The organism is Bacillus sp. TH30, assembly GCF_016650875.1.
Taxonomy (GTDB): Bacteria; Bacillota; Bacilli; order Bacillales; family Bacillaceae_G; genus Bacillus_A; species Bacillus_A mycoides.
This window is the reverse complement of sequence record NZ_JAEKEY010000002.1, coordinates 3,203,280-3,220,796: the sequence shown is the minus strand read 5'-3', so window position 1 is coordinate 3,220,796 and position 17,517 is coordinate 3,203,280. Positions and strand designations below refer to the sequence as shown.

General features: G+C 37.4%; 15 protein-coding genes and 1 riboswitch. Of the genes, 5 read left to right on the top strand and 10 right to left on the bottom strand.

Going from position 1 to position 17,517, the window contains the following annotated elements; genetic code table 11:
- Positions 1–174: 174 nt before the first annotated feature.
- The 5 genes from JFU20_RS18695 to JFU20_RS18675 all read right to left on the bottom strand — a co-directional run bounded on the left by JFU20_RS18695 (position 175) and on the right by JFU20_RS18675 (position 8,823).
- Positions 175–4,311, bottom strand: coding sequence for a S8 family serine peptidase (locus JFU20_RS18695; RefSeq protein WP_201038821.1), 4,137 nt, complete (start codon positions 4,309–4,311; stop codon positions 175–177).
- A gap of 243 nt (positions 4,312–4,554) precedes the next feature.
- Positions 4,555–5,193 (bottom strand): response regulator, encoded by a 639-nt coding sequence (locus JFU20_RS18690; RefSeq protein ID WP_033715955.1) that lies wholly within the window; start codon positions 5,191–5,193, stop codon positions 4,555–4,557.
- On the bottom strand, positions 5,168–7,027 hold the full coding sequence (locus tag JFU20_RS18685) for a GAF domain-containing sensor histidine kinase (protein WP_201038820.1): 1,860 nt from the start codon (positions 7,025–7,027) through the stop codon (positions 5,168–5,170). Before JFU20_RS18685 ends, JFU20_RS18690 begins: the two co-directional genes overlap by 26 nt.
- A gap of 687 nt (positions 7,028–7,714) precedes the next feature.
- Positions 7,715–8,317, bottom strand: coding sequence for a molybdenum cofactor guanylyltransferase (locus tag JFU20_RS18680; protein ID WP_002164922.1), 603 nt, complete (start codon positions 8,315–8,317; stop codon positions 7,715–7,717).
- Positions 8,314–8,823: a MogA/MoaB family molybdenum cofactor biosynthesis protein gene (locus tag JFU20_RS18675; protein WP_002015669.1), complete on the bottom strand. Its 510-nt coding sequence runs from the start codon at positions 8,821–8,823 to the stop codon at positions 8,314–8,316. Before JFU20_RS18675 ends, JFU20_RS18680 begins: the two co-directional genes overlap by 4 nt.
- A 238-nt stretch (positions 8,824–9,061) precedes the next feature.
- On the opposite strand from JFU20_RS18675, the gene JFU20_RS18670 reads away from it, so the two are divergent.
- Complete coding sequence (locus JFU20_RS18670; RefSeq protein WP_002015667.1) at positions 9,062–9,241, top strand: hypothetical protein; 180 nt, start codon at positions 9,062–9,064, stop codon at positions 9,239–9,241.
- A 6-nt stretch (positions 9,242–9,247) separates the two neighbouring features.
- Positions 9,248–9,430, top strand: a complete 183-nt coding sequence (locus JFU20_RS18665; protein ID WP_002015666.1) for a hypothetical protein — start codon at positions 9,248–9,250, stop codon at positions 9,428–9,430.
- A 192-nt stretch (positions 9,431–9,622) separates the two neighbouring features.
- Here the strand turns inward: JFU20_RS18665 and metK are convergent, their stop codons facing one another.
- Positions 9,623–10,822, bottom strand: a complete 1,200-nt coding sequence (gene metK, locus JFU20_RS18660; RefSeq protein ID WP_002015707.1) for a methionine adenosyltransferase — start codon at positions 10,820–10,822, stop codon at positions 9,623–9,625.
- A 169-nt stretch (positions 10,823–10,991) separates the two neighbouring features.
- Positions 10,992–11,113: riboswitch (SAM riboswitch) on the bottom strand.
- Positions 11,114–11,341: 228 nt separating this feature from the next.
- Here metK and pckA point away from each other — a divergent pair.
- A complete protein-coding gene (gene pckA / locus JFU20_RS18655; RefSeq protein WP_002164920.1) occupies positions 11,342–12,928 on the top strand; it encodes a phosphoenolpyruvate carboxykinase (ATP) in 1,587 nt (528 codons plus the stop codon).
- A 296-nt stretch (positions 12,929–13,224) separates the two neighbouring features.
- Complete coding sequence (locus JFU20_RS18650; protein WP_201038819.1) at positions 13,225–13,422, top strand: hypothetical protein; 198 nt, start codon at positions 13,225–13,227, stop codon at positions 13,420–13,422.
- Between the two features lie 279 nt (positions 13,423–13,701).
- Here the strand turns inward: JFU20_RS18650 and JFU20_RS18645 are convergent, their stop codons facing one another.
- Positions 13,702–14,085, bottom strand: coding sequence for an ATP synthase subunit I (locus tag JFU20_RS18645; RefSeq protein WP_002089121.1), 384 nt, complete (start codon positions 14,083–14,085; stop codon positions 13,702–13,704).
- 289 nt (positions 14,086–14,374) lie between these two features.
- Between JFU20_RS18645 and JFU20_RS18640 the strand changes: the two genes are divergently transcribed.
- A complete protein-coding gene (locus JFU20_RS18640; protein ID WP_002015710.1) occupies positions 14,375–14,596 on the top strand; it encodes a hypothetical protein in 222 nt (73 codons plus the stop codon).
- A 28-nt stretch (positions 14,597–14,624) separates the two neighbouring features.
- Here the strand turns inward: JFU20_RS18640 and JFU20_RS18635 are convergent, their stop codons facing one another.
- From JFU20_RS18635 to JFU20_RS18625, 3 genes are all read right to left on the bottom strand, one after another.
- A complete protein-coding gene (locus JFU20_RS18635) occupies positions 14,625–15,530 on the bottom strand; it encodes a DMT family transporter (RefSeq protein ID WP_002015711.1) in 906 nt (301 codons plus the stop codon).
- Positions 15,531–15,643: 113 nt separating this feature from the next.
- A complete protein-coding gene (locus JFU20_RS18630; protein WP_002089124.1) occupies positions 15,644–15,967 on the bottom strand; it encodes an iron-sulfur cluster biosynthesis family protein in 324 nt (107 codons plus the stop codon).
- Between the two features lie 318 nt (positions 15,968–16,285).
- Entirely contained in the window at positions 16,286–17,503 is a 1,218-nt protein-coding gene (locus JFU20_RS18625) for an ATP-binding protein (protein ID WP_002015714.1), read from the bottom strand.
- Positions 17,504–17,517 lie beyond the last annotated feature (14 nt).

Here is a 17,517-nt window from a genome sequence, read left to right as displayed (position 1 = left end):
GCTGATAAGCCCATATGAGGTAAAAACGAATTGTTTCCTTATTTGATGCCTTTTAGATAGCCACTAAGTTCTTAATAAAGAACTTAGTGGTTTATTTAAGACCGACTATCGATATTTGCAGAAGATGAAATTTCCCCCTCTTTTATCAACAGCCACTCCTAGGTCACCCTATTTTTATTTCTTCGGTTCTAGACCGATCTGACGCAAGAAATCTGTCAAGCCTTTTTTACCGATTTTTTCCTTCGGCTTAACCACTTCTGGAACACCGACTTCTTTTTGCAAGAAGTTTTTCTCAACGAACCGGACATCTGTCTCGTCTACGACACCGTCTTGGTTGATGTCTTGTGGCACGATAGATGCATCCTTCTTGCCGTATGCTTCAACTACACTTTGCATATCGCGAATATCAATCAACCTATCACCATTCACATCCCCCGCAAGATTTTTAGCACGTACTCCAACATGTTGCCCGCGCATCTCACCGTTTACAGAATATCCAGGAATGAATTTCTTCATCGCTTTTAGATGTCCCGGAACATCGAAAACAACTGTGTATGCTTCATTGGAAGCTGGGATACCCTTAATGGTATATTCCCCTCTACTATCAATTGTTCCCTGATATTTTTTACCTTTTGGGGACATCGCATATACTTGAGCGCCGATTTTTGTATAATCGCCTTTTGACAAACTACCGTCATTTCTTAAAAATGCTTCTGGACCGATATAACCCTGCACTCTCGAATGCGTTGGAATGATGTTAAAGCTTTCCGTATCGAGATAAGGAATAGCAGTAGTTGCTGCTTGTCCCGCTTTCATATAAGACGCCTGTTGTACATTAAATTTGGTGACATTATCGAAAAATGCATCACTTACTAATTTGAACGTTACATCAAGGAAAGGCATATCGCCGTCCATACCGCTAAATGCATTCCCTTTCATAGCTGCGCCGACTTTCACCGTATTCGTTTGAGTTCCTTCTGTCACCACAGGTTCTTGCAGCGATACTTCCAAGCCTTTTTCCTTCGCGTACTCGTTTGCCGCATTGTTCAGTTTTACATTCTCAAACTTATACAACTCGTTCATGAATCCGACCTGGAATTCCCCGGATACAAGCTGTTTCACATTATTGAGGCTAAGTGTCATTGTAACGTTATCCCCAACTTTTACATCTTTCTTATCGTAACTAGAAGTCGTATATTCCGTACCTTCTTTTACGAAAACATAGTTTTGTTTACCCATTGCCGTTGCAATATCATACGTAGTCAAAGTCAACTTTAGAGGCTTCGTTGCAATATCACTTTCCTCAATACCGAATTTTACATCTCCATTCGCTTGGATTGGGAAGTACCCATTTATGAATGCAGAGTTTGCAGAGTAACCCATGCTGTTGGACGATTGGTCATAGTTTAAACCTTTTGATTTCAATAGATCCACTGTCGCATCCTTAGCCGTTCCATGCACCCATACTGCTTTCTGTCCATCTTCTTCCGTAAACATGGAGTCATTAACCTCGATTACACCTGGTTTTTTATCCATATTTACTTCCGGTGCTGTATTGTCCACGATAAGCGGATTATGTGCAACATATGATTTCCCTTCCTCATCGTGCGCAATCAATTCCAGTATATAATCGCCTGCTGGAAGCTTTACAGGAAGATCTCCAATTGGCTTAGAAGAATCATTTGTAAATGGATATACAGTACCGCTAAATGCATTCATAAGAAACGTGTCTACGTCTATCAGTAATCTGCTGGCATCCGCTGTGCCTATAAAGCCTACAGCTTTCCCTGTTGCACTATCCTTAACAAGCACATCAATGGTTTTCATAGGGCTATTCAACTTCATGTTGACATGAACAAACGGGTACATATATAGCCAGAAAGGCGTCGTATTCGTCACGGATGGACTGCTCGTTTTCGCATATTCAAATCCCTTTTCCGTCACCATGACAGCGAATGGAATTTGATACGTTTCGGCTGGATTGTTCGCATTCGTTACATGAATATATCCTTCATATCTGCCTTTCGCTGCGCTAGCAGGAATCGTAATTTTTGGCTGCAGCTCCTGTGATTGTCCGCTGGCTACTGTAAGAGAGGCAGGCACCTCAACTTGTACACCGTTTTTTACTGCATCTTGAATACCTGTACGCTCACCGTGATACTCCACTTCTACTTTAAAGGATTTTTCTTCCTTACCGTTGTTTTGGATATTCACTTTTTTGCTCGCTTCAATTGGTTTATCACCTTGCTTAACATGTCTGCCAAACACGATGGAACCTGTTTGTTCATCAATTTCGACAACCTTGCCATTCTCGACATTTTGTGTTTTGTCTAATACTTTAATGGATGTGTCCGTATGGACGGCTTGATACGCATCGATGCGCCCAGCACCCACTTCATATACGGAATTCTTGCCATTCAAATCATCAGATGTATTCATAAGAGCCGCTTTTACATCGAAAGGAGTGTATTCTGGATGCTCCTGCAAAATCAATGCTACTGTACCCGCTACGTGAGGGCTAGCCATAGAAGTACCAGACAAGCGTACATATGCATTACCGTAATTTATGCCGTCCTGCGGATCGTTAATATATTCCGGTGCAGTAGAGAAAATAGACACACCCGGAGCGACTACATCTGGCTTAATGTCATAATTTCCGTTTACCGGCCCACGGGAGCTGAAATCAGCTAAGTGATCACCTTCCGTTTTTGTATTGCTCAGCGTTTCGAATTTGAAAGATACTTCACCTAGCGCCTTTAATCGTTCGCCATCTGCTTTTGACAGACGGAAAGATGGAATAAGACCTACACCCTCACCTAAGTAGGCAGATATTTGTCCGTCAGCATTGTTATACACGATAACCGCTTTCGCCCCGGCCTTTTTAGCATTTTTAATTTTTTCATCAAACGTTATTTCCCCGCGCTGAATCAGCGCGATTTTTCCGTTAAGATCTTTCCCTGTAAAATCAGCTTCTTTACCAAGTCCCGCAAATACAACCGGTAACGATTGTCCTTGTAGATCTTCTAACTTATCAGGAAAATCTTTCCCTAATAACTGCATATTTTCAAATTTTTCGTTAGATACACTTGCGCTAAATGTAGGAATGGACATAGAAACATCACTCGCCCCAACCGAAATGCCAAGAGCTGCCGTTCCCGGGGAACCAAGCGTTTTTTCGTTTGGTCCAGCGTTACCTGCAGCAACAACTGTCACTACCCCTGAAAGCATAGCGTTATTTGTCGCAACAGAAGTAGCATATAGCGGATCGTTCGTCTGCGCACCAAGCGACATGTTAATGACATCCATACCATCTGCAATCGCTTTATCGATTCCCGCAAGGATTCCCGCTGTATTCCCTCCGCCCCAAGGGCCTAATACTCTATAAGAATATAAATCTACTTCAGGTGCCACACCTTTCACCGCATAATCCGCATTGTTTTTCTTTTGGGCTGCAATCGTTCCTGCTACATGTGTACCATGGTTTGTATAGTACACTAAGCCTGGATATTCCGGCTTACCAGCTTTTATCCAATCCTCATACGTTGTTTCCATCGGATCTGCATCGTTATCAACAAAATCATATCCGCCTTTATAAGCATCTTTTAAGTCAGGATGATTATAGTCCACACCTGTATCAAGAACGCCGACTTTAATCCCTTTACCTGTAATGTTTTCTGCATGAAGCTTGTCCACACCAATTTGCGGAATGCTGTCCGCCATTTTTGGCTGGATTTCTTTTTGTGTTTCTACTGGAGGTTCTACTTTTACCTCGTAATCTTTAAAGACACGGTTTACTACTCCAGATTGGATCAACTCCTGCACAGCCACACCAGGTAAAGTCATCGCTACACCGTTGATTGCATTCTTATATTCGCGTGTGATTTCTACTTTTTTCGTATCGTAAGTGCCAACATCTTTCTTCGATTTTAAAGATTCGACATGTTGCTTAAACACTTTATGTTCTTCATCCACTTTTGCTTGCGCAGTAGTAGCGGCTATTTTCTTCCCTTTCGCCGCTTGTTTCATCACTTCAATTTTTGCTGGAGCTTGATTGAATTCCACGATAACGTTAACTAATTTAGGACTATTCGTATCAATATCAGGTGAAATCGTAAAGCCAGGCTTTACATCTAACTGTTCCAACGCTTTTCTTTGTTCTGCAGACAGATTCGTCAACACCTGTTCCGCATTATCAACTGGCTTCAGTTCAGCCGGACTTTCTGCTAATACGTTATACGGAATACCTTGTGACAATAGCATACCTACAGCTAACGTTCCTGTAAGAATCCTCCCAAATTTCCCTCTCTTCATACAAGTTCCCCCATTTATATTTATTTGTATCTGTAGTCATTGCATAACTTTAAATTTACGAATCTATTAGACTACAACTCTACTTTCTTATCTTATTAAATTAAAACTTTTCTGAAAATTATCAAAAAGTAATATTTTTTTAGTTATTAGTTCTATACCGTATAGTACAAAAGAACTACCCCGCACCTTATTATTTTGAGTAAAATAATAAAGTGCGGGGTAGTTCTTTTAAATGATTTCTATTTAAGAAAATGGAACAAGCTGATTTCGCACGGCATATATGACTGCTTGTGAACGGCTTTTCACATTTAGTTTTCTGAAAATCTTATTAACATGGATTTTAACTGTCTTGTCACTGATATATAGAGCTTCAGCAATTTCCTTATTGCTAAGACCTTTAACCAATTCAAACAGTATTTCTTTTTCACGCTCTGTTAGTTCATTTTCATTTGATTCTGATTTCGTTTGCTGATGATATGTAATCAACTTTTTAGTCATACGCGGATGAATCACAGAATCTCCTTGTAATACCATTCGGATTGCCGCCACTACCTGCTCGGATGATGAATCCTTCAGTAAATAACCGTCTGCACCTGCCCGAAGAGCAGCCATCAAGTATTCATCATGTTCATACATAGTCAATACGAGAACACGGCAGTTCGGATACTGCCCTTTCACGAGTGATGTAGCCTCAATACCATTTTTCCCTGGTAAATTAATATCCATTAAGATACAATCAGGCCTACACTCTTCCACTTTTTTTACTACTTCATCCCCGGAAACAGCTTCTCCAACCACTCGCATATCAGATTCGAGTTCCAATATACTTCGAATTCCATCACGCAAAACAGTATGATCATCCACTACTAATATTCGAATCATGATATTCCTCCCCCATTTCTGAATCTGGAATTAACAATGTGATTTCTGTACCTTTTCCTGCTGAACTATCAATCTGAAGGGCAGCCCCTAGCTGTTCAGCCTGTTCATTCATATGTAATATACCATAATGCGGCTCATGCTTTGCTTTAATCATAGATTCAAAAAGAGAAAAGCCAATTCCGTTATCCTTTACCTTTAAAAGTACATGTTCCCGTTGATAGCTTAATAAAATGTCAACTTTATCTGCCTTTGCATGCTTTATAATGTTCTGCAAGCTCTCCTGCAGAGTATCGAAAATAACCCGTTCTTTCGTAAAACTAAGTTTTCGAGAACGGCCTCTTTCATGATATGTAATGGCTAGACCATATTCTTGTTTTAAGGATTGAATTTTATTTATAATTGCTTGTTTTAGTCCTAATCTTTGTGTTGGATATGGCTTTAAAGCATAAATAGAATAACGAACTTCACTTAAACTCTTCCGTAATTTTTTTATACTTGTATCTACCACTTGCTGCATGTCCTTTGGTCGATCTGCATATTTTTTCTGAGCCGACTCCATCTGAAATATCACTCCGGCCAATGCTTGTGCGATTCCATCGTGGATTTCACGAGCAATTCGATTTCGTTCTTCTAAAATCGTTCTTTTTTCCTGTTCAGAGACGAGTGTCCGCGTTTTAAGCAAGCTGCCTAATTGATTAGCAAACGTAGCTAAAGTTTGTACATCTTCAGTAATAAAACTCGCACTCCTGCTTTTCCCTGCCACAAACATTCCAACTAATTCATGATTTACCTTAAGAGGTAAATATACAAGAGAGCGCATAGTATTTTCAAACACTTCATCCCCTGGAGCCATACCTGTTTTCCAATCAGTAACAACAACAGTTTCTGATATCTCTTCAAACTCCTTATACAGGTCAGAATAATTAGAAATATCACGACGTACTTTTCCATCCTTTAATAAAAGTGTCCAGTTCTCTTCATCTTTTGCCCATAAAACATATGCCTGTATTCCTAGAAATCCTTTCAGCGATTGTTTCATCTGCTGTAAGTTTCCGGCAGATAGTCCACGACTTAATTCCGTCGTAATGGAAAAAAGCTTATATAATCGTTCTTTTTCCACCCGTATTTGTCTAACGAAAGAGCTAATGATACAGATTGCCACAAGCGGGAAAAAGAAGAACAGAACCATAATTTCATCCATCACTCCGCGATATCGGTAATCTAAAATATGTATAAGTGAAGAATAAAATAAACAAAAACTCAAACTCAAGAGTACTAATATATTCTTTTTACGCCACTCTTCTAGCGGATAGGGCTGAGGAAGAAGTATGATTAAAAGATCGTAAAATAAACCGTTAAAAAGGCAAAGGAATGCGCTGAATAAAAACAAAATTATGAATTTTTCATATAAAACTGAAAGATTCATTCCAGAAATAAAAAGAGAGAAACATTCACTGGAAAGCCATTCTGCTAATACGATACTAAGAGCAAGTTGCGCACAATTAAATACTGTCCTTTGCATAGATAAGCGGCGAAACAATTGGATACATAACATCACACACACACACGAAACAACAGTTATATGTATTCCAAACTGCCAATTCATTGTATAAATAAGTGTAAGGCTGAGTGTGATCCCACCTCTCCAAATGCGGATAGGAAAATACTCAGTAATTCCCATAAACATAATTAACAACAAAAGCAGTATAAAATGGGAAGGCATTTCACTTAAAAATAAGGAAATAATAACAGCAATTAAACCAAGAAAAGAGATAGAATAAATATAAAAACTAGCTACTTGCTCTCTCATAGAAGTAAAATCTATCTTTTTCAAAACGATCCCTCCCTCAAAAAATTTATCCCGCTACTTACGGGCAGTAAGACTCCCACCTCAAAAGTCAGGTGGGAGCCCTGCTGCCCGTAAACGCCCGATTGGTGAAGGCTAATAATCAGTAGGGAATGAACAAAACCCCAACTGATTATAGTTTCACTTTATTATCATCATTATCTACTAAAAAACCGGCACTGGCAAAATGAGAATGTTCCCATTAGCCAATAACCGGTTGTGCGCTGTCCCTTAGAAGGGGTGACACAATATTAGTATAAAACAGGCCTCTCTATTCCGCTACCCATCAAATGTTATATTTGTAAATATATTCTATGTTTATCGTATAGAACTAAAGATGTATATGAATCACTTTCATAATTGTTTGTGTGGAGCTGCTCCGCAACCAAACGTGACCTTTACTGGCTATTTACAACGTGAAGGGAGTTTATTACACAATTATAAAATTTCGTTTACTAAATGATACATAAAGTGAAATATCGCTTTATTTCTATATTCATTATACCAAAAAGACATATAACTAAACAGACTTGTAATAAAAAACCATAAAAATTAAAATATGGTTATACAGTATTTTTACTGTATGATGATTTTAAGAAATTCCCCTTAAAATCAACTTACTCACATACCTTTATACAGTAATTGTTCCCCAATTTCTGTATATCAAAAAACCTTTCATTCATTTGAAAGGTTTTTTTGAACCTGTACATATTCTTCTTTCGTATTCACATTTATAAACCAATCTACATTCGCTTGTACATCTTCACCAGCAATATATTTCACATTACATTGTGATAAAAGCTGGCCCATACTTCTTTTTTCTTCTTGAAGCAAAGCATAAATCTTTTCTTTCACGCGGTTATTATACGCTGCAAGTAACGGTTGTTTTCTTCCATTAATAATAGGCACAACCGCATCACACTCATCACTCGTTTGTTCTAATAAAATAGTAAACCACTCTTGCGAAACATTTGGTGCATCGCAAGGCATAATAGCGTACCAATCTGCTTCGATATATTCCATTCCTGATACAATTCCAGCAAGCGGGCCGTTTCCTTTATAATGCGGAATATCTTCTATAACGGGAACTTGTACTAATTGCTCCACTCGCTCTTTTATATCAGTATGACTAATAACAACAACATCTTGCAAAATACTTTCCATTACTTGCACAATATGCTCAATAAAAGTACTCTCTTTCCAGCCTGCTAACGCTTTCGGCTCACCGAATCGGCTCGACATACCTCCTGCTAATACAATTCCAGCCCACTTACTCATTGGCGATGCAGCTCAAATGTAATATGACCTAATTCCGGTAAAATTAACTTATTCATCGCAAGACGAACCGCTCCGCTAGACCCTGGCATCGAAAAGACAACTTTCCTTCCAATAGTACCGCCAATTGCTCGACTTAACATCGCACTACTTCCGATATCTTCTAAGTAACTTATCATACGGAACAACTCACCAAATCCAACAATTTCTTTATCTAATAACACTGACACTGCCTCAATCGTTACATCACGTTTCGTAATACCAGTTCCGCCATTCGTTAACACAACATCAACATCTTCCCTATGATAACCAGCTAACACAGCCTGCTGAATACTTTCTTTATCATCTTTCACAATTTCATAAGAGGTCACTTTATGCCCTGCTTCTATTAATAATGCATGTAACAATTGACCACTCTTATCCGTCTCTTCCGTACGTGTATCGGAAATCGTTACAATCTTACAACGCACTTCTTTTGGCGCTTGTTTTTTATGTTCAGTTACACTCATTTTTCATCTTCCCCTTCTTAAAAGCTTCTCTTCATTTTATCATACATATCTTTACACAATTCTGTATGAAGCCAATGATGCACCGTGATACAATATAAGTATATACGACCACAAAAAGGAAAATATACTTTCTTATACGCCTGGACTACACACCATTAGCTACTCTTTAAATCCCCTTATATTTTCTACATAGTAGATTTCATTTTAAATTATAAAATAATTTGGAGGTTCACTCACTATGGAACTATACAAAAAATTAACAACAACATTCATCCTCTTATTTGTTGCTTCCATCACTGTCGGTTTTTCTCTAAAAGGAGCAATTCCATACGCCACATTAGTGAGTATTATATTCGCAACGCTATTTTTACTGAGCAGTGCTTTTTGCGCAGGAAAAGCACGCCAACCGAAAGGGTGACCGTCTATGTTCCGTAAGAAACCCATCCTTTGTAAATCATGTAAAAAGGAAATACAAACGTATGAAAAAGCGTGGATTCATATGCCATTTCCGGCAAGTGGTATGACAAATATGAAGAAGTATATTGAGCTAGACGGGGAAGTTTATTGTAGTTCTTGCATTCAAGTAGTAAATAAAGTAAAACTTTAATCAGTGGGGATTTTGTTCTTCCCCACTGATTATTAGCCTTCACCAATCGGGCTTTTACGGGCAGTTAGCCTCCTACCTAACTTTTTTGCTTTACAACCGAATTTTGAGGTGGGAGGCTTACTGCCCGTTAATGCGGGATAAAACCAAATAAAAAAAGCTTTGCGCACACAGCGCAAAGCTTTTTTTCATATATTATAGACCAGCTTGCTCTTTTAAAGTAGCTGCTTTGTCTGTACGTTCCCATGTAAGATCTACATCAGTACGTCCGAAGTGGCCGTAAGCTGCTGTTTGTTTGTAAATTGGGCGACGTAAGTCTAGCATTTTAATAATACCAGCTGGGCGAAGATCGAAGTTGTTACGAACTAGTTCTACTAATACGTCTTCAGATACTTTACCAGTGCCTAATGTATCAACTGAAATTGATACTGGTTGTGCTACGCCAATTGCGTATGCAAGTTGTACTTCTGCTTTGTCAGCAAGACCAGCTGCTACGATGTTTTTCGCAACATAACGAGCTGCATATGCTGCAGAACGGTCAACTTTCGTTGCATCTTTACCAGAGAATGCACCACCGCCATGGCGAGCGTATCCACCGTAAGTATCAACGATGATTTTACGTCCTGTTAAACCAGCATCACCTTGTGGTCCACCAATTACGAAGCGGCCAGTTGGGTTAATGAAGAATTTCGTTTCTCCATCCATTAATTCTGCTGGAACTACAGCTTTAATTACGTGCTCTTTTAAATCGCGATCGATTTCTTCCCACGTAACATCTGGATGATGTTGTGTAGAAATTACAATTGTATCCACACGTACAGGTTTACCATTTTCATCATACTCAACTGTAACTTGCGTTTTTCCATCCGGACGTAAGTATGATAATGTGTCATCTTTACGTACTTCAGTTAAACGACGAGCTAATTTGTGAGCAAGTGAGATTGGAAGTGGCATTAATTCTTGTGTTTCATTACATGCGAAGCCAAACATTAAACCTTGGTCTCCCGCACCAATTGCCTCAATCTCAGCGTCAGTCATTTGACCTTCGCGTGCTTCTAGTGCTTGGTCAACACCCATAGCGATGTCAGCAGATTGCTCATCGATAGATGTTAAAACTGCACAAGTTTCTGCATCGAATCCGTATTTTGCGCGTGTGTAACCAATGCCTTGAATTGTTTCACGAACGATTTTTGGAATATCTACGTAAGTAGAAGTCGTAATTTCCCCCGCTACCAATACTAAACCAGTTGTTACAGTTGTTTCACAAGCTACACGTGCATTTGCGTCCTTTGCTAAGATCGCATCTAAAATTGAATCAGAAATTTGGTCACAAATTTTATCTGGATGTCCTTCAGTTACAGACTCAGATGTGAACAGATGACGTTTTTTTGTCATGTGGTAAACCTCCCTACAGTAATTGTATATATTGTACGGAACTCATCCTTAATTTGCCACAAACTGCGACATACATTTATTCTCCCACACAAGCATACAGAAAAACCTTTCCTACTTAACATAGAGGAAAGGTTTAATTTGCTACTTGCATACTGCTTTTTGCCCTTTGCTCTTATCGTTCGAGACCGTTAGCCTCGCACAGGTTTTAGCACCTATTCACCTGTATTTACCACTACAAGTGAGGTTGCTGGGCTTCATCGGGCCTGTCCCTCCGCCAGCTCGGGATAAGAGAGTATCCGTCCCAACCTATACTAAAGAAATGATATTCATTTGTCAATTAATATTCACATTTTCCTGAAAGTTTTTCTCAATACCCATAGAATGAAATATTAATAGGGAAATGATACATTCACACAAACAAAAATAAATAAATAGTATACATTATTTATATAATTGTGTTATACTATTGATGGGGATTACGAGAAATATTTCATTAAATGAAAAGGATGGTATATAAATATGAGTACTGTGAATGTCCAAATTGGTTTACATGAATTATTGAACGGAAGCAATGCACAGATTCAATTAAGTGTTCCGCAATTAGTGGAAAAAGTATTAATGCGAAACGAAGGGAAATTAACTTCTACTGGTGCCGTTTCTGCTTCAACAGGAAAATACACAGGACGTTCTCCTAAGGATAAATTTATTGTGAAGGAAGCATCGGTTGCTGACAAAATTGCTTGGGGAGCCGTGAACCAACCGATCTCTGAAGAACATTTTAATAAATTATATATAAAAGTTTTAGAATACTTAAAAGAAAAAGAAGAGTTATTCATCTTCAAAGGATTTGCTGGCGCTGATCGCAACTATCGCCTACCAATTCAAGTTGTTAACGAATATGCATGGCATAATTTGTTCGTACATCAATTATTTATTCGTCCAAATGAAGAAGAATTAGCAAATCACGAATCAGAGTTCACAATTGTTTCTGCACCAAACTTCAAAGCAGATCCAGCAATTGACGGTACAAATTCTGAAGCATTCATTATGGTTTCATTCGAAAAACGTATCGTACTAATCGGTGGTACAGAATACGCTGGAGAAATGAAAAAATCAATCTTCTCTATTATGAACTTCTTACTACCTGAACAAGACATTCTTTCTATGCACTGCTCTTCAAACGTAGGCGAAGAAGGCGACGTAGCACTATTCTTCGGTTTATCTGGAACAGGCAAAACAACATTATCTGCTGATCCAAACCGTAAATTAATCGGTGACGATGAGCACGGTTGGTCTGATAACGGCGTATTCAATATTGAAGGCGGTTGCTATGCAAAATGTGTAAACCTTTCTCATGAGAAAGAACCACAAATCTTCGATGCAATCAAATTTGGTTCAGTTTTAGAAAACGTTGTCATTGATGGTCAAACACGCATCGCTGACTATAACGATACTACTTTAACAGAAAATACACGTGCTGCATACCCTATGCATGCGATTGACAATATCGTACTGCCAAGTGTTGCAGGACATCCAAATACAATTATTTTCTTAACTGCTGATGCATCTGGCGTATTGCCTCCAATCAGTAAGTTATCAAAAGAGCAAGCTATGTACCATTTCTTAAGCGGTTACACTAGTAAGCTAGCAGGAACAGAGCGCGGTGTTACATCTCCGCAAGCTACATTCTCTACTTGCTTCGGTTCACCGTTCTTACCGCTTGATGCATCTCGTTATGCTGAAATGCTTGGTGAAAAAATCGAGAAACATGATGCGAAAGTATTCTTAGTAAACACTGGCTGGACTGGTGGCGAATACGGCGTTGGTAAACGTATGAACTTAGGTTACACTCGTGCAATGATTCAAGCAGCACTAAGCGGTGAACTTGCTAAAGCTGAAACTGCAAAACACGACATCTTTGGCCTTGAAGTACCTCGTCATGTTCCAGGTGTACCTGATGAAGTATTAATGCCTGAACAAACTTGGGCTGATAAAGATGCTTACAAAGTGAAAGCAATTGAGCTTGCAAACGAATTTAAAGAAAACTTCAAAAAATTCGATAGCGTTTCTGAAGCTATTATTAACTTAGGCGGTCCAATCGCTTAATTACAAATTTTCTGTTGGAATAACCCTTTTACTCATATGAATAAGTGTCGTGTAACCGTAAAGTTCCGCGTACTCACCGACAAAACCCAATGCGGCTTAACGGTTACACACACTTACATAAAAAAGAAGCTTACGTTAAAAACGTAAGCTTCTTTCTATATCTTATATAAAGTGAAACTTTAATCTCTTCATCTATTGCATACCAATACCCATAAACTTACAGGAAATTCATTTTATAATCATTCGTTTGTAGTTTCCTATGATATATTTTACATATAAAGGAAAGGGTGAGACCCATGAAAAATTTTTCTCGTACAGGAAAAATTTTATTCAGTTATGGAGCGATTCAAATGTTTTGGGGACTTGTAATGCTTAACGTTAATTTATTTGAGCATACAAGTGAAACGATAAAATACATTATTCTAATTATCAGAATAGTTTGTTGTATTGTATCCAACTTTTTTAAAGAACCTAAGAGTCATACTACTAAGTGATTTCATATTAACTTATTGGAAGCGGAAACCTATATTTTATACAAAGTTACGCTTCCTGTTGTACTATCCATCGCCGGATCCCTTATTCCAGAGTAAGCCAATTTTCAATTTAAATAACCAGATTTTCATATATACAAATTACGGCTTCGAACATATAAATTATATTCCTGCTCACTACCTCGCTCTGGTTTCACACCGCATGGGGCTAAAAAAGGCTCTGACCGCTTCTATCCACCGCTGGATCCTCTATTCCATCTAAAAAGAGGCTTTTCATCTTTTTCAGCCCTTCGTTAATTCTTCCTCATCCTTCATACTATAATACCCTAAATTAATAACGATTAAGAAATAACCACCCAGAATACCTACTGCAAATGCCCACATTACCATATGATGCTCAATTTCGTACATGATAATAGCACCCAAAATTGCAGCTGCAAAGCGATTAAACATACCAAGCGTCGGCGCTTTCGTCTTCTTTACTATACTATCTCCAAGCTTTTCGATACGCCTTCCTAAAATCCAAACACAATACATGCTTACAATAAGTCCAATTCCTGCACCTAGAAAATGTGCTGAAAACGGTGTTAACATCCAGCCTAATAACAGAATACCTAGTAGATAATACGATTGAATTTTAAACGACCTTAATGACATACTAATCATGTTGTACTCCCCTTCAATAGTTTTTATCTATCCAACCAAAGCTATATAACTCATTTCTTTCGAGTCCATACTACTAAAAATTCATTTCACTTAAATTTAAAAAACATAAACAGTATGTTTATGTTTTTTAAATGCTTTTAGGAAATAATATTATACAAGATTTTTAATATAGAATCCCTCATAAATGTGACGTTTTTCAAAACATTTTCGTCCAATTATGAAAAAATTGATATCAATCTATGAACATACGGATATGATGTAATAAGCACATAAATAAAGGGGGCGTCTAATGATTTATTTTTTAATGGCTCTCATTCATCTCATTGTTCCTGCACTTATTGGACTTTCATTATATTGGTACATGAAAAAACATAGTATTTTCTATGCTGTCCTCGGTGTTCTTCTTCCAGGAATTATTCTAATTACACTCTTCCGCATTCCTTTTCTTAATTTAATCCCACTTATTACTGCCATTTTATTCCTCGTATTTTTACCAAAAATAAAAAAATAGGAAAGCAGATCATAGGTGATCTGTTTTCCTATTTTGATATAGGTTCTTGCACGATAGAATTAGCTTCTACTTTCTCTGATTTCACAAACCATAGACCGAAGAAAATGATGATTCCACCGATTATTTGTTGAAACGATACATATTCATTTGCCCATACAGCTGCAAACAAAACCGCTACAAGCGGTGTAATATACATATATACCATCGTGTGCGACGCACCTATTTTTTGTACGCCAACATACCACATAACTAAACCAAATACTGTTACAAAGAAAATAGAATATAGTAAAGCAAACAATGTCATTCCGTGTGTAATGTGAAATGGCATGACAAATACATGTGGACCACTTAACAATAAGAGCGGAATCGCTCCAACTAATGCCGACCATGCAGTAACACGTAGTGCTGAGTATTTTTTTATTAGTGGTCCCGCTAAAACAGGATAAAGCCCCCAACATATCGATGTAATTAGTCCAATCCCATTTCCATAGAAAGAACTAGTGAGTGAATGCCCCGCTACTAAAACTAATGTAGCACCAACAAAGGCAATCATGGAACCAACTAACTTTCGAGAAGAAAATTTTTCTTGTTTCAAGAAAATCGCAAATAAAGTTGTAAAAATAGGTGAAATAGAAATGAGTAACGAAGCATTTGTAGCGGATGTATATTTAACAGTCTCCATAAATAGCGTTTGATACAGTACAATACCTACCGTGCTAACAATGATTAATCTTGGTATATCTTTTCGCTCCATATAAAGTGACTTTTCGATAAAGAACGTAAGTAATAACAGTAGTGGTGCTGCTGTCATCATTCGAACTGCAGTAAACTCAATTGCTGTAAATTCTAAAAGTCCATATTTCGCAATCGTATAGTTAATCCCCCAAATAATAACGACACTTAAAATTAATAACTCAATTCCCCATCTTTTCATGCACAACCCCCTCCGCAAAGAGAATTATACAGAAAATTCAACTATATGTACATTTCATTATGTGAAAAAATCTATAAGAAAAAGGAGCATATTATATACTCCTTCTCTCTTCATTATACTCGAACATGTAACTTCATATTCGGATTATAAAACTGGCTTGGGCTCTTCAGCTGGAAAGTCCCTCCAACTTCATGCCAATCAACTGTTAATTTATCATCCATAAATACAAGCTTTGTGCGATCTGCAATAAAGTTTAGTACGCTTGATTCGATATCTACATCGCGCTCATCTTTCTCTGAAACGGCTACTAAATCAATAATCCCGCTCATAACACAACCGCAACCTTCATTATCATAAAATAACTTTATATATTTCGTTTCACTTGGAATCGTATCCATAATCTTTTTATATGCTGCTTCTGTTACAGTAACGTACATGCGTGAATCTACATCCTCTCTTCTCGTATCATTTATATATTGTACCACCATTTTTCTTGAATCTTATATGCAGAAAATTAAGACTACTATAAAATATATGTGATAAAGTGAAACTTTAATCAGGGAGGTATCCATCCCCCTCTGATTATTAGCCCTCGCCAATCAGGCTTTTACGGGCAGCCCGACTCCCACCTAACTTCTTTGTCCCAGCTTAATTTGGAGGTGGGAGTCTTACTACCTGCTAACGCGAGATAAATCAATTTAAAAAAACATCACTTTTGATTAAGTGATGTTTTCTATTTATCTCTTACACTATCATTAAATCGGCAACATAATCTCAACAGTCGTTCCAACTCCAACTTCACTTTCAAAGTTCAATTTACCGTGGTGATCTTTAATAATTTTTTCCGTAACTACTAATCCTAAGCCTGTTCCAGTTTCTTTCGTTGTGTAAAAAGCTTCATTTAGCTTCGGAATTTTATCTTTCGGAATGCCGCATCCCTCATCTATAATTTGAACAATGATCACATCTTCCACTATAACTTTTACAGTAATAGTTCCGCCAACTGACATTGCTTCAATCGCATTTTTTATTAAATTAAAAAATACTTGTTTCAATCGTTTTTCCTCACATGTAATTGATGGTATATCTTTACTATAAATAGCATGCATTTTTATCCCTTGTTCTAAAGCTGGCTTTTCCATAACCCTGATAACATAAGAGATGATTTCTTTAATATTATGCGTTTCGGATTCTACCGATTTAGATTTCTCAAACCCATTTAGTTCTGTAGCAATTGTATGAATTCGCTCTACTTCCTGTCTCATAATTTCACTATAAATTTTATCTTCTGGATATTTTTTCGCTTGCTTATTCACAAGTTTTTTCAATTTTTCTAACGGTCTTCTAATCTTATCGCCAATTACTGTCGCCATCTTCCCAACCATTGCTAATTTCTCTACATTTCGTATTTCTTTATCCATCATTTCAAGTGTACGAACGTAAGATTGGAATCTTAAAAATATAATCCAACATATAATAACAAACACGCTATATAATGCTATTGGGATAATAACAATAAAGGATTGAACAACGAATCCCATAAGTGCATATTTTCCAACAATAGTTCCGGCAACTAACCAAAAGTACCTCTTATTCACAAATATCGGTGCAAATAAAATAAAGAATCCTTCTACTATATTCCCGCCATCAAATTCCGCATCACTTCCGTAATAAATAATGAAGTTATTAATAAAATCCAATATATTATAGCCAATTAAAATAATATACTTCACAATATACGGCTTTTTCCATTTCATAAAATAAAGTCCTATAAAGAATAATCCAACCATAAAACTATATAGCCATAAACCTAATCCTTCTCCAAACGCATCTGCTAGTTTTTGATTTTTATCTGATAAAAGGACAATAACTTTTTCAGCAAAATCATACGCAAAAAATATAACGAAGAATAAGCTTAAAAATATTATTAATGCCTTTATCTCTTCTTTTTCAAATATATTCCCTTTTTCCATATGATAACTCCTTT